Here is a 17,206-nt window from a genome sequence, read left to right as displayed (position 1 = left end):
GCCTGAATTTCCCGGGCTGATCGCTGCATCGGTCTGCAGCAGCTTCACGCGCTTGTCGCTGACATCGAGCGTGCGGTTCAGCGCACTGATGACCACCACGGTGACGCTTCCCTGAAACTCGAGCCCGAGCGGATTGCCGATCGCAATTGCCGGCTCACCGACCACGACCGTATCCGAGTTGCCAAAGGTCGCCGTCGGCAGATTACTTTCATCCACCTTCACAACGGCAAGGTCGGTGAACTCATCCTTTCCGATAAGCTTGCCCTTGAGACTGCGCCCATCGGAGAGCGACACAATGATCTCCTTCGCCCCGTCAATCACATGATTGTTTGTCACGATGTAGCCGTCACTGCGGAAGATCACGCCGGAGCCGACGCCCTCCGTCTCGACCGGATTGTTGAACCAGTCACGGGCGACCGCCTTGTTCGTGATGCCGACGACGGCAGGGCCAACCGCCTTTGCCGCACGGACGACGGGGGTATTGCGTGCCTCCGAGAGTCCCGAGACATCGACCGCCTGTGCGGGCTTCAGACCGCCGACGGAGTTGTCGGCAGCGGTTCCCATCGAGCAGCCGCCGAATATGACAAAGGATGCAAAAACTGCCGCCGCAGCGAGTGCAGCCCCTTTTTTCTTTTGGAATCGGATGTTCATCATGACATCTCCTTTATAGAATGATCTCTGCTCCGCCCTCCGGCAGACAACTCTCCACATCGAGCGTCATCCCCCGCGAGGAAAGGATGTCCTGCACGGTATCACACGCGAGCGCGGGGCGGTTGTTCTCCTTGGAGAGGTGTGCGAGGACGACGCAGTCAAATTTGCGCAAATCGGGCTTTTGCAGTAGATCGATGTCGTAGTATCTCTTGGCGTCGGCGGCGCTAGCCCAAGGATCATAGACGCTTACCTCGCAGCCGAAATTTTTAAGCTCATTTATCATATCCACGACGCGCGTATTGCGGGTATCGGGGCAGTTTTCTTTAAATGTCAGCCCCAAGATCAAGACCTTTGCGCCCTTTACCTTTTCGTCATATTTTATCATCATCTTAACGACCTCCGTAGCGACGTAGCTTCCCATATTGTCGTTAATGCGGCGGCTTGAGAGGATGATTTCCGGGTGATAGCCCACCTCGGTCGCTTTCTGCGCCAGATAATACGGATCGATGCCGATGCAGTGCCCGCCCACGAGTCCCGGACGGAAGCTTAAGAAATTCCACTTTGTAGCCGCCGCGTCGATAACGTCGTTGGTGTTGATACCGAGCTTGCCGAACAGGATCGCAAGCTCGTTGATAAAGCCGATGTTGATGTCGCGCTGGGTATTTTCGATCACCTTCGCGGCCTCGGCGACCTTGATGCTGCTAGCGCGAAAGGTGCCGTTTTGAAGTATACTAAGATAGACGCCGTCCACCACGTCCAAAGCCTCGGGGGTGCTTGCCGAGACGATCTTTTTGATTTTCGTGACAGTGTGAACTTTATCGCCCGGATTGATCCGCTCAGGCGAATATCCGCAGAAAAAATCGCGGTTAAATTTTAGCCCGCTGGCTCTCTCAAGCACCGGTACGCAGTCCTCCTCCGTAGCGCCCGGATAGACGGTGCTTTCATACACGACGATGTCGCCCTTTTTAAGCACGGCTCCGACGCTTTCGCTGGCCTTGAGTAGCGGCGTAAGATCGGGGCGATTTAGCCTATCTACGGGCGTCGGCACGCACACGATATAAAAATTGCTCTGCCTCATATCATCTAGATTTGCGCTAAATTTAAGCCCGTTTTGAATCGCCGCAGCAAGCTCCTCATCGCTAAGCTCCAGCGTGCGATCGTGCCCGCCGCGCAGCTCGTCTATGCGGTCCTGAGCTACGTCAAAGCCCACGACCTCGTGTTTCGCGGCAAACGCCGCCGCCAAAGGAAGCCCAACGTAGCCAAGTCCGATTATCGCTATTTTCATTTTTCCCTCATTTACTTTCATATTTTCCTCTTTTCTTTGCGTTAAATTTCATCGTTAAATTTCGCTCTCAAACTCGCTAAATTTCATGCTCGCGCAGATACATTGCGCGTCTTAAAATTTAAACATTGCAAGCTCGCTCGCCGTTTTATTTGCGCTACTTGCGCGGCAAATTTAAAATTTTGCCTTGATACGGAATTTTACGTCGCGGCAAAATTTCGTATTGTGATAAAAATTCGCTGCCTTAGTGCAGTAAGCGGCGCCATGCAAAATTTCAAGCCGTGATAAAATTTTACTACCGCGCCAAAATCCCGCGTTACGATAAAATTCCATCGCCGTACCGTTAAAATTTTGCGCCGATAAATTCTATGCCGCCAAAATTCCGCGCCGTAAAATTTAAACGCCGCTGAATTTCACGAAGCCGCGTCGCATTGCGTAAAATTTCGACGCCGTAACGCAAGCCGCAAAATTTCAAAAAAACCTCGCGAAATTTAGCAAATTTAATCTTTAATTTCAACCGCCTCATCCTTGATCTCAACCTTTTGCGTAGCGTTTGCGTCAGCTGCGGGCTTTAGATAGCCCTCCTCAATCAAAATTCCTACCGCTCGCTTAAAGATCGGCAGCGCATTTTGAGCAGCGTAATAGCTGCCCCTTTTAGGCTCGCGCACCAAAACGCCGATCGTGTAGCTGGTGTCCGCGTCGTTGGCAAAGCCAAAAAACGAGCTATTATAGGCGCTCGAATAGCCGCCTCCTTTGGCGATACGCGCAGTGCCCGTCTTGCCGCCGATTTGCAGCCCCGCTACTCGACCCTTGCGCCCCGTGCCGCTCTCGACCGTTTTGATTAAAATTCCTTTTATTACGTCAGCGGTAGGTTTAGAGATTACCTGGCGGGTTTCGCTTTCGTTAACGGTGTAAGTTTTGCCATTATTTTCGAGATTTTCGACTAGGCGCGGGCTAATCATGACGCCACCGTTGTTAAAGACGGTATAGGCATTGAGCATCTGAAGGAAGGTCATCTGCGCGCCGTAGCCGTAGCTGATCGTGGCTTTGTAAATTTTATTATTCAGGCTTTTGATACTAGGTATATTTCCGCTTTGCTCATACGGCAGATCGATGCCCGTTTTTTGCGACATACCGAAGTTCATCAGCCCGTCATAAATAGCCTGCCCCTCCAGCCGCTCTGAAATTTTAATCATTCCAATATTTGAGCTGTGGATGATGATCTCCTCGCCGCTCATCTGCTTTGCAGGATGCGTGTCGCGGATCGTGCGAGTACCAAGCTTATAGCTGCCGTTATAGGTATTAATGATCTCGCCCGGTTTGACGGCTTTGGCATCATAGGCGATTGCGAAAATTATCGGCTTCATAATCGAGCCCACTTCGTAGGCGTATTCGCTCGCGGTAAAATTTAAATTCTTAAGATCGTTTTTCGTGATGTTTGAGGGGTCATAGCGGGCATTGGTCGCAAGGGATAAAATTTTGCCCGTTTTGGAGTTCATAATGCCCACCACGATTTCTCGCGCATCGTAATTATCAGCGCCCTCATCGCTTAGGCGCTCTATCTTTCTTTGCAACGTTAGCGGCACGCTTAGACGGACGTTGTAGCCGTCGATCCTGCCCGTTTTTTTGCTGCTACGCTCTAGGATGATGTTGCCGCCGATATCGCGCGGGCCCACGATAAACTCATCTCTAACCGGCGCTAGATAATACTCATAGTACTTCTCGATCCCTTTGATACCACTAACCTTTGTAATGCCATCAACCTCTTTTTTATTGATATAGCCGATTAACGGAGTGAGCGAATCGCCGACATTGTAGCTGCGCTTCTCGCCGCTTTCGCTCACGCTCATGCGGATAGGCGGATTTAGCCTGCCGTTTGCGCCCATGAAGCTGACGAAGACCTTTTTTAAATTTAGCTTATATGCAAGCTCTTTTAGATGCACGGCGGTTTTGGCGTCGATCTTATACGACAGCACGGTCGTACCGCCAGAGCCCTCGATCGCGCTTTTGACGCGCTTTTCGCTATCGCCCGTATAGATGCAATAAAGCCGCACGAAAAGATCAAGCTTGTTTTTATCGATGCTTCGCGCATCGACGCTAACTTTATAGAGTTTGACGGAATTTGCCGCGACGTAGTTATCTTTTGCGATTATCGCGCCGCGGATCGCGCTGTTGGTTTCATTGACATCCAGGCGCGGTAGCTTGCGCTCAGTGCTGCCCCAAAAATATAAAATCGCCAAAAATACAAAAAGCGCCGCCGGCACGAATATAAACATCACGATAATCATACCGACCGAGGAACTTTTATCTCTTTGCCACATCTTATTTCTTTAAAATTCTAAATTCCGCGCATTTTTTACGCTGCTGCATCTCAAGCTTTGACTCAATGCTGCGCTCCGCGCGGAGCTTTAAGATCTGCAAAGCGCTCAAAGCCGCTATCTTGCACACTAAGCTCAGCAAATAGAGCGAGGAATTCCGCTCGTGGCATCTCTTTAGCACCCATAAATTTCAGATGCTCGTTCATAATCTGGCAGTCGATTAAAAAGCCGAAATTTGCAAGCACCTCACAAAGCCTAATCAGCGCGACTTTCGAAGCGTTGCTCTTTAGGCTCAGCATACTCTCGCCGCAAAACACCCGCCCAAAAATTAGCCCGTATAGCCCACCTACGAGCTCGCCGTCCTCGTATGCCTCAACGCTGTGAGCGTAGCCATCTGCTGCCAAACGCGAGTAAGCCTGCACGATCTGCTCGCTGATCCACGTGCCGTCGCTCTCTTTTTTTCGTACGTCTTTGCAGCGCTCGATGAAGCCCTTAAAATTCGCGTCAAATTTAACATCATATCTCTTAAGATAGGGCTTAATGGACTTTTGCACACGCACTTCACGCGGATCAAGCACTGCGCGCGGATTGGGCGACCACCATAAAATCGGCTCATCCTCGCTAAACCACGGAAATATCCCTGCGCTATAAGCGCTAAGCAAACAATCCTCGCTCAGATCGCCGCCACTTGCAAGCGGCGCAAAATCGGGCGCATCCATAGGATCTGGAAAATCGTAAAACCGAGCCATTATTTAACGACACTGCTTTGAGCTAGTGCGGGTTGCTTTTTTTCTATCTGCGGCAAAGGCGTAGAAGCAAAGCTAAAGCTTAGCTCGCCATCTTTTACGCTCACGCTAACTAAGCCGCCCTCTTGCAGCGCGCCAAAAAGCAGCTCGCCGCTTATATGATCGCTGATCTGCGAACTGATCTCGCGCTTTAAATTTCGCGCTCCAAACTCGTCCGAATAGCCGCGCGAGATAATCAAATCTTTTGCTTCCTTGTTTAGGCTAATTTTTACGTTTTTTAGCTGCGACTCCAGCTCACCGATAGTTTTATCCACGATCTTTTCTAAAATTTCGCCGCTTAAGCGGTTAAAATTTATGATCTTATCGATGCGATTTCGAAACTCGGGCGCAAAAAAGCTCTTGATCGCATTATCGATCTTGTAACTCTCGTCCTTCGTAAATCCGACCTGCGGCGCTTCTTTCGTGCCTAAATTCGACGTCATTATTATGATCGTATTTTTAAAATCGGTCGTAATGCCGTTGTTATCGGTAAGACTTGCGTTATCGAAAATTCCTAAAAAAATATTCGTCATGCTAGGATGAGCTTTTTCTACCTCATCAAATAAAATGACGCTGTAGGGGTGCTTTTTGATGTTGTTAGTTAAAATTCCGCCATTTTCAAAGCCCACGTATCCGGGAGGTGCGCCGATGAGCCTAGAGACGCTATGGGCTTCCATATACTCGCTCATATCGTAGCGCTCAAAATGCACTCCAAGCTGCGCGGCTAAGACCTTAGCTAGCTCACTTTTGCCCACACCGCTACTACCTGCGAACAAAAATACGCCGATTGGGGAGCTTGCGCCTCCAAGCCCGGCGTAAGAGCGTAGAAGTGCCTTGCAAAGGCTGCTAACCGCTTCGTCTTGACCAAAAATTTCACGCTTGATATTGGCTTCTAGATTTTTTAGTACCTGTTTATTATCGACGCTACTGCTTAAATTTGCAATATTCGCGCTAATCGAAAGTGTATTTACTAAATCGTCCTTGCTGATTTCAAGCGGAGCTTCGTGCGGCTTAAATGCAAAACTCGCACCCACCTCGTCGATGAGATCAATGGCGCTGTCGGGAAGGAATTTATCGCTTTGATATTTTTTAGCAAGCGTTACGCTATCACGCAAAATTTCGTCGCTAAATTTCACGCCGTGAAATTCCTCATATTTTTTGGCTACGCCTTTTAAAATTTCAACGCTATCATCGATACTAGGCTCGCTTACATCGATCTTACAAAACCTGCGGCTAAGCGCTTTATCCTGCGAAAACGAGCGGTATTCGCCGTATGTAGTAGCGCCGATGACCGATAGCTCGCCGCTTGCAAGCGAAGGTTTTAGGATGTTTGACATATCAAGTTCGTTGCGATTGCCCGTGCCTGCGCCAACGATCGTGTGAATTTCATCGATAAATAAAATCGCGTTTTGATTGGCGCTAAACTCGTCTATAAGGTCTTTTAGCCTTTCCTCAAACTCCCCGCGCAGCGTAGTACCTGCGATTAGCGCGCCAGCATCAAGGGCGTAAATCACCTTATTTTTTAGCTTTTCTGGCACTTCGCCGCGGACGATTTTTAGCGCGATACCCTCGATGATCGCGGTTTTACCAACTCCTGCTTCGCCCACTAAGATAGGATTGTTTTTCTTGCGGCGACAGAGGGTTTGTAGCGTCTTTTCGATCTCTTTTTCGCGTCCGATGAGTGGATCGATCTTGCCCTCAAGCGCGATTTTATTGAGGTTTGCTGTATAAAGTGAACTAGGCGAATCCTTTTTAATATCGCGCTCGTTTATGGCGTCCTTTTCGCCCTCAAACGCAGGCTCAAATTCCGTATTCTGCCACTGCCTGCGACTTTCGTCGTAATTCATCGCATGCGTGATATCGTCAATATCGTATGAGTTTAGCTTAATCGCTGCGGCTTCGTCGCGAGAAACGACCTCATCGCGGTGATCGAAAGCGGATTTGTACTTTCGCACAATGAGCTCAAAAATCGCGGCATTGATACCGTAGTGATTTAAAATTTTAGTGCAGTCGTTTTCCTTATCATTTAAAATTTTAAGCATAAAATCAAGCTCGTTTTTAGGCTCTTTAGCGTTATTTAATTCAGTATAGAACTGCTTAAATTCTATCGTTTGCGCCGGAGCCTTGCCGCTTGATTTAGGCATCATATCCAAAAGCCCGCCCAGATTATCCAAGATATTTAGGTAGTTAATATCCGGAATTTCTTTGGCGATGAGCCCGTGAAAGGGCTTATTGTATTTAAAAATTGCATAAACTACGTGCGAAGTGGTGATATATTCGTCCTCGCCGTCGTTTGCGACGCTGATTGCTTGTTCAAAATGTTTGTTTAAAAAAAATCCTATCATTGCTTTCCTTTAAATTTAATCCTCTTCGATCTCGCATCTAAGAGGAAATCCTGCGGCCTTTGCCGCTTGTAAAACCGCTTGTTGCTTGCACTCGGCTATCTCTTTAGGATACGCGCCGCAAACCGCGCGACCCTGCTTGTGCACTTTCATCATTAAATCTACGGCGTCGTTAAAGTTTTTGGCGAAAATCTCCATCAAAATATAAACCACGAAATCCATCGTCGTCACGTCGTCGTTTAGCAAAATTACTTTATACGGACGAGGCACAAAAGATTTTGTTTTGGCGCGAGTGTGAATCTGCACGCCAGTTTTAGTTGCCATTTTTTATCCTGGTGATATCGCTTTTTATCACATCGGTATCGACCATGCCTAAGTAATACGGCTTGCCCCGCTCATCGCCCTCATTGATGTCGGTAAGCCTTTGATATTTTCCATCTTTAAGTACTACCTTAAAAGGGATCGAAAGCGCGTGGCGATAACCGATGTCGCTTAAAATTTGACCCACTATGCGCTCGTTTTGTTTGGAATTTGATATGAAATAATACGCGTTAAATTTCTTCGTAAAATTTTCGATCACCTGCGCGTCGGTAATATCCTCAAAATAGATCAGCCCCACCATCAAAAAATCTGCGGAATTTTTTAGCTGAAAGTCCATCAGATGCGGCGCTTCGATGCGGCACGGCTGGCAATACGTACCGAAAATATCAAACATCAAAATTTTATCGCTATCCGCGAGCTTAAAGCCCTTTTCTGTCCGCTCGATCGTTACCTCGCCGCCTACGACGCTTTTAAGCGTAAATCGCTCGCCCGTTTTAAACGGCGTAAAAGCTACCTCCTCGCCGCTCTCTCCACCAATACGCTCGTCATTTTTATCTTGAGCGGAATTTTTTGCCATCTGATTCTCGCTCGCGGTAGGATTCTCGCCCGCAGAGCCCGTCTTTTTCTGCGAATCATCTCCGCAGCCGCTTAAAACAAAAATCGCCAAACATAATAGTAAAAATTTCTTCATTGCATTTCCTTCGGGTTTAAATTTAAGCCCGCATTTTAACCAAAGTTTTGTGAATTTAAAATGAATGCTTGTCGTATCGCTTCATCGCGCTTTGCGCTTCGCGGTCGGCTTCCTTGCGCTTTAGCGATTCGCGCTTGTCGTGCAGATTTTTGCCTTTTGCCAAAGCGATACGCGCCTTTACGCGGTTTTTATCATTCAGATACAGCGACAAAACCACGATGGTAAGACCCTCTTTGCTAACCGCGCCAAGCAGCTTGTCGATCTGCTTTCTGTGCATCAAAAGCTTTCGCGCCGCCCCTTCGTCTGGACGAAAATGGGCGTTGGTGCTTTCAAGATAGCTGATATGCGCGTTTAGCAAAAACAGCTCGCCGCGGATCACGCGACAAAAGCTATCTTTGAGATTGCCCCTGCCCGCGCGCAGAGCTTTGACCTCACTACCCTTTAGCACGATGCCCGCTTCAAAGCTTTCAAGTATCGTAAAATCGTGAAATGCCTTGCGATTTTTACTCAGTTCTTTCATCTTTTTCCTTCTAAATTTGACCCTAAGCTTAGCCCGTTTTTGCTTAAATTTAAAAGCGGGCGAGCGAATTTTAAATTTTATCTTTAAAATTTAGCTTTTAAATTTTAACCGCGCGCCTTGGAATTCTTATTTTAAGAAAAACACGCTGCTGCCGCTGCCGCTTAGAAACATATCGCGATACTTACTCATCTGCGGATATAGCTTTATGCACGGCGCGAAAAGATCGTTTAGCGCAAAGCCGCCATATTGCGCCAGCAGCTGCTCGCTGCTTAAACGCAACATCTCTTGCGCCTGCGCGGCGTTTATGTTTGGCATAAAGCTTGCGCGAAACTCATTATAAACCGCGCCGGTAGAGCAAAAGATCGCGGGCGTTAAAATTTCAATCGCAGGCAGGCGGTCCTCGAAAGGCTCGATGATCTCGCCGATACCGCGCACATTCGCGGCCTCAAGTCCGCTAACAAAAAACGCGACATCCGCGCCGATATTTTGCGCGATTTTGGTAAGCCGCTCGCGCGAAATTTTTAAGCCTAATTCCTCGTTCGCAAGTCGCAAAAACGCCGCCGCATCGCTACTGCCGCCCCCAAGACCCGCGCCGATCGGAATATGCTTTTTAAGCACGATCTTGTGCGAGCTGAAAAACTCCGCAAGCTCGCGCGCAAAGCCTGCCTGCTCAAGCGCCGCCTTGGCTTTTAAAATTATGTTATCCGCGATCTGCGCGGCGTCGCATTCAAGCGCAAAGCCGCTCGCGCGCTCGAAGCTTATCTCATCAAACAGCTCCCTGCGCAGCACGAAGCGCGAGGCGATCTCGTGGTAGCCGCCGCGCGTGCCGACGACTTTTAAAAAAACATTGATCTTTGCATAGGCTTTCAAAATTTTACTCCTTCTGCGCTTTGGCGCACTTGCGTTAAATTTAGACTGCGACAAGTCCATCTAGCGCGATTAAAATTTCAATCCGCGCGCGAGTTAAATTTCAGCCTGCGACGCGCCCCGTCCAGTGCGATCAAAATTCAAAACCGCGTGCCGTGGAATTTAACCCGCGATCGCAGCGCCCGATACGTAAATTTATAAGGCGCGGAAATTCAGATCCGCAACGCGCGCAGCTAAATTTCAACCCGCGGCGCAAATCTATCTTAACGATTAGAATTCCGAGTTAGCAAAATTCTAGCCACGCCACATTAAATCGCAAATTTAGCTTAGCGATGCGCCGCAAAATCAAACCCATCGGCGCAAACTACGCATTACCGCGAGCCGGAATTTCATTCGGCAAAGACCGCTTGGCGTGCCGCGATAAGCTCCAACCTGCGCGCTTTTTAAATCGTCAAATTTTAATCTCGCGGCGCGTCGCCATCGCGCGGCAAAAAGCAAATTAAACGCCGCTCCGCCGGATCCGTCGCGTTTAAATTTAATCCCCGCGGATTTATGCCTTTCGAGAGGGCGTCGCCTACCTAACCGCACATTTAAATTTACGCCGCCTGAGGCAGATTTTGCGATCCGTGCGCAACAAAAAAGCGTGATCGCTCGCCCGCTGCTCCGCACGATAAAATTTAGCCGCGCGGGCGGCGCGCTATGCGAGCAAATTTAAAACGCGCCGTATTTATAACCGCTCAAATTTCAAGCCAGGGCCGCCCGATTAAAATTCCGTCGCAGGCTGGAGGCGCTGATTAAAACACGCCGCCCGCGATCGGGACGTCATTCCACAGATACCGCACCTCGCCCGCGCTAATCTCGATGATCGAGTAAAAATCGCCGCAGATAAGCAGATAGCGGCCGTCCGCGCGGCTCGCCAGATCCTTTGCGGCGAGCTTCTTACCCAAGATCACGTCGCGCGCGTCGCCGTCGTAAAAGTTCGGCTTAAGATCCAAAAACTCGAGCGGATTTAGTGCTGCCTCGTCCGCAAAGCGCGGATCTTGCAGGTCAAAAGCCCCCTCGCTTTCTCGTCTAAGCGCGCTTAGCGTACCGCAAACGCCTAGCTTTTCTGCTAAAATTTGCGCAAAAGAGCGCACGTAGCCGCCCTCGCTAAGCGCAACGCGAAAGCTCACGAAGGGGTGAGCGTAGCTTAAAATTTCGGCATCAAAAACATGCATCGAGCTCTCTTTCAGGCTCACCTCTTCGCCCGCGCGAGCGAGCTTGTATGCGCGCACGCCGCTAATTTTCTTGGCGCTGAAAGCGGGCGGGATAAATTTTATCTCGCCGCGCATTTGCGCCATCGCGGCGTCTAAAACCTCGCGCGAGAGCGGCGGAATTTGCTCCACGCGCCCCATGTTTTCATTATCGCCGCTTGGGCTTTGTGCGCCCAACCACAGCGTCGCGAAGTAGATTTTTGGCTCCTTTTTCAAAAATCTAAAAAAGCGCGCGTATTGCCCGAATGCGACGATCAACGCGCCGCTCGCAAAGGGATCGAGCGTGCCGCTAAAGCCCGCCTTTTTCACGCCGTATTTGCGCTTAAGAGCGCTTAAAAATTTATTGCTGCCGATGCCAGCGGGCTTGTCCGCCAAAAACAATCTATTCATAAGAGCCAATCTTTTCTACGAAATTTGACATTATCACGCGCGAAATTCCGCCGAAATTTATAGTGAGCCGATCACCGTTTACCGCCGTGATCTGTCCGATCCCAAATAGCTTGTGTTTGATCAGCTCGCCCTTGCTAAAGCCGCTGCTTTGCTCGCGCGGCGGCTCTTTAGCCACCAAACCCGCCTCGGCTATAAATCTGCTAGCGTCCAGCCTCTCGCGCTTGCCGCGATAAAAGCGACTGGCGGCAAAGCTAAGCGTAAGCGTGCGCTTGGCGCGCGTGATCGCCACGTATGCGAGCCTACGCTCCTCCTCGATGTCATTGCTGTCGCCCAAAAGCGGGAAAAAGCCCTCCTCCAGCCCGATTACGAAAAGATGCTCGAACTCAAGCCCTTTACTGGCGTGCACGCTCATTATGTTTATCGCATCGCCCATGATGGCGTCCTGATCGCTAAGAAGACTTAGCTCGTTTAAAAATTCCGCCAGATCAAAATCAGGCTTATTGCTCGCCTCGTCCTTCAGCATCGCCAAAAACTCGTCAATGTTTGCAACGCGATCGGCGCCGTCGGGCAGCGAAGCATAGTAGGCCTTTAGCCCGAAAGCGGGCTCCAGCGCGTCTATTTTTTTGATAGTATCCGCTAGCGCGGAGATAGAAGCGATGTCGCTTTTAAGCTCCGCTAGAGCCTGCGCCGCCTTGGCGCTAAGCCCCGCGTCCGGCTCGCTAAAGGCGTCAAATAGACTGATAAGTCGCAGGCGCGAAAGCTCCTCGAGCTTTGCCAGCGAGACCTTGCCGATGCCGCGCTTGGGCACGTTTATGATCCGCCTCATCGAAAAGTCGTCGTGCTCGTCGTTTACTAAGCGCAGATAGGCGATCGTATCCTTGATCTCGGCGCGCTCGTAAAATTTCACGCCGCCTACCATTTTATACGGGATTTTGGCGCGATTTAGCCCCTCTTCCAGCGCGCGCGAAAGAGCGTTTACGCGATAAAGCACGGCGATTTGAGAGGGCGCTGCGCCGCTTGAAAGCAGCTTTTTGATGGCTTCTGCGATCTTTGCCGCCTCGATACTCTCCTCGTCTGAACGCAAAATTTCGATCTTTTCGCCCCCGCCGTTCATGCTAGTAAGGCACTTGCCGAGGCGATTTTTGTTATGCGAGATGAGCTCGTTGGCGGCATTTAAAATTTCATCCGTGGAGCGGTAGTTCTGCTCGAGTTTGATAAATTTTACGTTTGAGAACTGATCTTTAAAATTTAGAATATTTTCTATCCGCGCGCCGCGCCAGCCGTAGATACTCTGATCGTCATCGCCCACTACTACGAGGTTTTCGTGCGCGGTGCAGAGCTTTTGCAGCAGTTTGAATTGAATGTCGTTGGTGTCCTGATACTCATCGACCGTGATGTAAGCGTAACGGCGCGAAATTTCATCGCATAGCCGCTCATTCGCGTTTAAAATTTTATACGGCAAAATCAGCAGATCATCGAAATCCACCAGATTATTCGCCGCCAAATATGCCTCGTAGCGCTTATATGCTCTAGCGCAATGCGCGTAAAATCCGCTATACATCCTGCTTAGCTCGTCATCTTCGCCTTTTAGAAGCTCGTCGATATCTTTAGGACCGATTAGAGAATTTTTGTAGGTTGAAATTTTAGCCGCTAATAGCGATGTGGGCAAATTTATCTCAAAGCCCTTGATGATCTTTTTCTTATCGTCCGTATCGATTACTTGAAAGTTTGCGCTGCGTCCAAGCTCGCTAATATGAAATTTCAAAAACAAAAGCCCGAATTTATGAAAGGTGCACAGAAGCGGCACGCTACTTAAATTTAGCCCGCTTATCAGATTAAGCGCTCGCGAGCGCATCTCGGCGGCGGCTTTGTTCGTAAACGTAAGCGTGAGAGTATTTTCCGCAGGCACGCCGTTTGAAAGCAAGTAAGCAAGGCGCGCGGTGATCGTCTTAGTTTTGCCGCTGCCCGCACCCGCTAAGATTAACATCGCTCCGTCCACGTGGCTCGCAGCCTCGCGCTGAGCGGGATTAAGACCTTCTAAAATATCGCTCATTTTGAAAAAATTTTACGCGATTTTTCGCGCTTAAGCCACTCGGACTCGGGCTGGGAGAAATTTACCGCGATGGGCTTGCCGTCCACGACGATCTGCAATACCGCATAAAACGGCACACTAAGTGTGCTTGCAAAATCCTGCGGCCCAAAGCCCGCCTCGAAAACCAGCTCATCCTTGCTAAGATGCGCGCTAGAAAGCGTGTATTCCTCCAGCTGCAAAAAGATCGCGGGCATTTTGAAGCTTTTTAAAATTTCCTCCGGCAGCGGCGGGTCAAATTTTATCTGATCCGTCCTCGCAACGATGCCAAATCCGCATCCAAGAGCCAAAACGTAGTCCAAAACCGCGCCTATATTCGCACTGCTCGCAGCGATAAATTTATCGTCTTTTAAAATTTTATCTATCATCCTAACCCCTCACAAACTCATCTACAAGCGTCGCGACCTGCTCTATGCCGATGCGCCAAAACTCGCTTTTATTGATGTCAAAGCCAAATTTCGCCACTAGCTTTTGCGGCTCGTCGCTGCCGCCCGAACTTAAAAACTCGGTGTAAATTTGAACGAAATTTTCGAGCCTGCCGCTCTTATACAGCCCGTAAAGCGCGAGCACCAAAAGCTGCGCGTAGGCGTATGAGTAGCAGTAAAACGGCGAGTGGATGAAGTGCGGGATGTAGCTCCACCAGCTTTTGTAATGATCCTGCAAGATTAGCTCGCCCGCAAACATCTTGCTCGACTCCTCCATCCACAGCTCACCCAGCCGCTCGACGCTTAGCTCATCCGCGCTTGCATGCACGCGCCGCTCAAAGGTCGTAAATCCGATCTGGCGGTAAAGCGTCGCGAAGATATCCTCGATCTTTGCCGCAAGCATCGCTCTTAGCGCGGTCTTATCGCTTGCGGTCTGCGAGGGCATATCCGTATCGCTCGCCGCGTATTCGCACGAACCCGCAGAGTCTTGCGAGGCGGCGTGTTTTACGGCGCGCTCGTTTGGAATTTTACCGCCCTGAGCCTCTTGCGAAGCGCTGCGTTTAAAATTTTGCGAGCCGTCCGAGACGGCGGCGCTTTTGAAATTTAGCAAGCCGTTTAAATTTGAAAAATTTTCGCGCATATAATCAAACACCAACATCTCGCAGAAAACCGACGCGGTCTCCGCCGTCGTTAGCGGCGTGAAGGAGTTAAAATAGCCCACGCCGTAGCTTAGATACTGATGTATCGCGTGCCCCAGCTCGTGCGCGAGGGTAAATACGTCGCGGCGCTTGCGCGTGAAATTTAAAAGCACGAAAGGGTGCGTATCGCGCGAGCCCGAATGCGAAAACGCTCCGCTTTGCTTATTTTGCGCGGGCATCGCGTCGATCCAATTTCGCTCAAACGCGATCAGCGCGATCTGCTTAAATTTTGGGCTAAATTTTTCAAACGCCGCAAGCACGATCTGCTTAGCCTGCTCGAAGCTAAACTCGCTCTCATCGCCCCCGAGCGGCGCGTATCTGTCGTAATCATACAGTGCGTCGTAGCCTAAAATTTCTCGCTTTTTGGCGTAAAATTTGCCCACTAGAGCGAAGCTTCGCTCCGTCTCTGCGATCAGCGCATCGACGCTTGCGATGTTTATCTGATTTTCCTCATGCATCACCGCCTCGGCTTTGTCGTAGCCGCGCAGCTCGCAGCGAATTTTAAGATCGGTTTTGATCATATTGTAGATGTAGCCAAGCAGGTGGGAGTTCTGCTCTAGCACCGCGCTTAGCGAGGCTGCGGCGTCCTTTCGCACCTCGCGATCGGAGCTATGAAGCAGGCTTAAAATTTCCTCCTCGCCAAGCTTTTGCCCGCGAAAATCAAAGCTCATCCGCGCCATGCTCTCGTCAAAAAGTCGCGAAAACGCCTCGCCGCTTACGGGCGAAGTTTTTAAAAGCACGCTTTCTTGCGGCAGGCTTAGCTGGTGGGCCTTGCGCTGCTTAAGTAGGCTCAAATAATATCTAAATCTCCCGCTTCCTGCGATAAACTCGTCCTGTTTTGCGGCGTCAAGCTCGTTAAATTCAAGCTCAAAAAAAAGTAGGCTCTGCGAAATGTCGTTGCAAGCCTGCTCCGTCTTGGCCTGCTGAGCCCCAAGGCTCGTATCTCGCGCAAAGCTAAGATGTGCAAAACTCATTATCTTGCCGATCTGCTCGCTGATGCTCTCATAAAGCGCAAGCGCGCCTAAAAACTCCTCCGCGCTAAGAGCGCGCAGTTTATCTTTAAATTTAAGCTCAAAATCCCTAGCCTGCGCGGCCGCGCTATCTATCGCGCCGCTAAATTCCGCTTCGTTTGCAAACAGCTCGCCTAAATTCCAATTCATCGATTTCCTTTTAAAATTTTTGGATAATTTTATCAAAAAAGAATAAGTAAAATTTTAAAAACCGCGAGATCCGCCGCACGGGCGGAATTTGCGGTAAAATTTTAAGGTGAGTTATTTTTGCATACTTTGCGACGCGATCGCCGTAAAAATCACGTCGGTGGAGCTATTGATCGCGGTTTCTACAGAGTCTTGGATCACGCCGATGATAAAGCCGATCGCGACGACCTGCATTGCGATATCGTTTGAGATATTAAAGAGCGAACACGCAAGCGGTATCAGCATCAATGAGCCGCCAGGCACGCCGCTAGCACCGCACGCACCGACCGCCGAGACCACGCAAAGCAGTAGCGCCGTCCAAAAATCGGGGCGCACGCCGAGCGTATGAGCCGCAGCAAGCGCCAAGATCGCGATTACCACCGCAGCGCCCGCCATATTTATCGTAGCTCCCAAAGGGATCGAGATCGAGCTTAGCTCGTCGCTGATACCGAGCTTTTTGCATAAATTTAAATTTACCGGGATATTTGCCGCCGAGCTGCGGGTAAAAAACGCTGTGAGGCCGCTTTCGCGCAGGCAGGTAAATACGAGCGGATATGGATTTTTCTTAATCACCGCAAAGACGATGAGCGGATTTACCACGAGGGCTACGAACGCCATCGCGCCTACGAGCACGACTACTATTCGCACGTATCCAAGCAGCGCATCGACGCCGGTTTGATACACGGTAGAAGCTACTAAGCCGAAAATTCCAAACGGCGCAAGCTGGATTACGAACTGCACGATTTTGGTTACCGCTTCGCTCAGATCGGTAAAAATTTTTTTCGTTTCGTTGGTACAAAATTTAAGCGCGACGCCAAGACCTATCGCCCAGGTTAAAATTCCTACGTAGTTTCCGTGCGCGATAGCGTTTAGCGGATTATCTACGACCTTAAAAAGTAGATCTTTTAGCACGATCCAAACGCTTGCAGGAGCGGTATTTTCCGCCGCGCCAACATTGCTTAGAGCAAGCTCCGTCGGGAATAAAAAGCTAGCCGCCACCCCCACGCACGAGGCTAAAAAGGTGCCTACGATATATAGAACAACCACGCGTTTTAAGCCGCTTGCGCTGCCGTATTGTTTATTTACGATCGAGCTTAAAATCAAGATAAAAACTAAAATCGGAGCTACCGCTTTAAGGGCACCTACGAATAAATTTCCTAAAATTTCCGCAAAAGCTACTACGTTTATTAAAAACGAAGTGTGCTCTGCCGCAATATCGCCTGCCGCTGAACGTGCGGCAAAGCCCAAAATGGCGCCTATTATCAAGCCTGTAACTATGCGCAGAACTAGATTTTTATCTTTGTAGCTAGCTACTAATTTTTGAATCGAACTCATTTTTTACCTTTCAATCAAAACGTCGTTTGAAATATATCGAAAT

Annotated in this window: 14 protein-coding genes; all 14 read right to left on the bottom strand. The window is 49.6% G+C overall.

Annotated features, from left to right (window positions below):
- The coding region (locus Q0537_RS01270; RefSeq protein ID WP_299224431.1) for a trypsin-like peptidase domain-containing protein at window positions 1–654 on the bottom strand (654 nt) is incomplete at its 3' end.
- A gap of 10 nt (window positions 655–664) precedes the next feature.
- Window positions 665–1,936 carry a nucleotide sugar dehydrogenase gene (locus Q0537_RS01265; protein WP_299224429.1) on the bottom strand — a complete coding sequence of 424 codons (1,272 nt, stop codon included), beginning with the start codon at window positions 1,934–1,936 and terminating at the stop codon, window positions 665–667.
- A 497-nt stretch (window positions 1,937–2,433) separates the two neighbouring features.
- Entirely contained in the window at window positions 2,434–4,254 is a 1,821-nt protein-coding gene (locus Q0537_RS01260) for a penicillin-binding protein 2 (protein ID WP_299224427.1), read from the bottom strand.
- Between the two features lie 62 nt (window positions 4,255–4,316).
- Window positions 4,317–5,000 carry a leucyl/phenylalanyl-tRNA--protein transferase gene (gene aat, locus Q0537_RS01255; RefSeq protein WP_299224425.1) on the bottom strand — a complete coding sequence of 228 codons (684 nt, stop codon included), beginning with the start codon at window positions 4,998–5,000 and terminating at the stop codon, window positions 4,317–4,319.
- Window positions 5,000–7,381 carry an AAA family ATPase gene (locus tag Q0537_RS01250; protein ID WP_299224423.1) on the bottom strand — a complete coding sequence of 794 codons (2,382 nt, stop codon included), beginning with the start codon at window positions 7,379–7,381 and terminating at the stop codon, window positions 5,000–5,002. The genes aat and Q0537_RS01250 overlap by 1 nt, the downstream gene beginning before the upstream one ends.
- Window positions 7,382–7,396: 15 nt before the next feature.
- On the bottom strand, window positions 7,397–7,702 hold the full coding sequence (locus tag Q0537_RS01245; protein WP_291936640.1) for an ATP-dependent Clp protease adaptor ClpS: 306 nt from the start codon (window positions 7,700–7,702) through the stop codon (window positions 7,397–7,399).
- Window positions 7,692–8,390: a TlpA family protein disulfide reductase gene (locus tag Q0537_RS01240; RefSeq protein WP_299224421.1), complete on the bottom strand. Its 699-nt coding sequence runs from the start codon at window positions 8,388–8,390 to the stop codon at window positions 7,692–7,694. Before Q0537_RS01240 ends, Q0537_RS01245 begins: the two co-directional genes overlap by 11 nt.
- A 55-nt stretch (window positions 8,391–8,445) precedes the next feature.
- On the bottom strand, window positions 8,446–8,910 hold the full coding sequence (gene smpB / locus Q0537_RS01235; RefSeq protein ID WP_005871759.1) for an SsrA-binding protein SmpB: 465 nt from the start codon (window positions 8,908–8,910) through the stop codon (window positions 8,446–8,448).
- Window positions 8,911–9,036: 126 nt separating this feature from the next.
- Window positions 9,037–9,780 (bottom strand): 4-(cytidine 5'-diphospho)-2-C-methyl-D-erythritol kinase, encoded by a 744-nt coding sequence (locus Q0537_RS01230; RefSeq protein ID WP_299224439.1) that lies wholly within the window; start codon window positions 9,778–9,780, stop codon window positions 9,037–9,039.
- Between the two features lie 791 nt (window positions 9,781–10,571).
- Window positions 10,572–11,420 carry a tRNA pseudouridine(55) synthase TruB gene (gene truB / locus Q0537_RS01225; protein WP_299224419.1) on the bottom strand — a complete coding sequence of 283 codons (849 nt, stop codon included), beginning with the start codon at window positions 11,418–11,420 and terminating at the stop codon, window positions 10,572–10,574.
- Window positions 11,413–13,473, bottom strand: a complete 2,061-nt coding sequence (locus tag Q0537_RS01220) for an ATP-dependent helicase (RefSeq protein ID WP_299224417.1) — start codon at window positions 13,471–13,473, stop codon at window positions 11,413–11,415. Before Q0537_RS01220 ends, truB begins: the two co-directional genes overlap by 8 nt.
- On the bottom strand, window positions 13,470–13,877 hold the full coding sequence (locus Q0537_RS01215) for a hypothetical protein (protein ID WP_297880672.1): 408 nt from the start codon (window positions 13,875–13,877) through the stop codon (window positions 13,470–13,472). The genes Q0537_RS01220 and Q0537_RS01215 overlap by 4 nt, the downstream gene beginning before the upstream one ends.
- Window position 13,878: 1 nt before the next feature.
- Window positions 13,879–15,792: a M3 family oligoendopeptidase gene (locus tag Q0537_RS01210; RefSeq protein ID WP_299224414.1), complete on the bottom strand. Its 1,914-nt coding sequence runs from the start codon at window positions 15,790–15,792 to the stop codon at window positions 13,879–13,881.
- Window positions 15,793–15,903: 111 nt separating this feature from the next.
- A complete protein-coding gene (gene sstT / locus Q0537_RS01205) occupies window positions 15,904–17,163 on the bottom strand; it encodes a serine/threonine transporter SstT (RefSeq protein ID WP_299224412.1) in 1,260 nt (419 codons plus the stop codon).
- Window positions 17,164–17,206: the final 43 nt, after the last annotated feature.

The sequence above is a fragment of the uncultured Campylobacter sp. genome, assembly GCF_938017775.1.
GTDB lineage: Bacteria > Campylobacterota > Campylobacteria > Campylobacterales > Campylobacteraceae > Campylobacter_B.
Note: the sequence above shows the minus strand (reverse complement) of the source record. Positions and strands in the feature narration are given on the sequence as shown.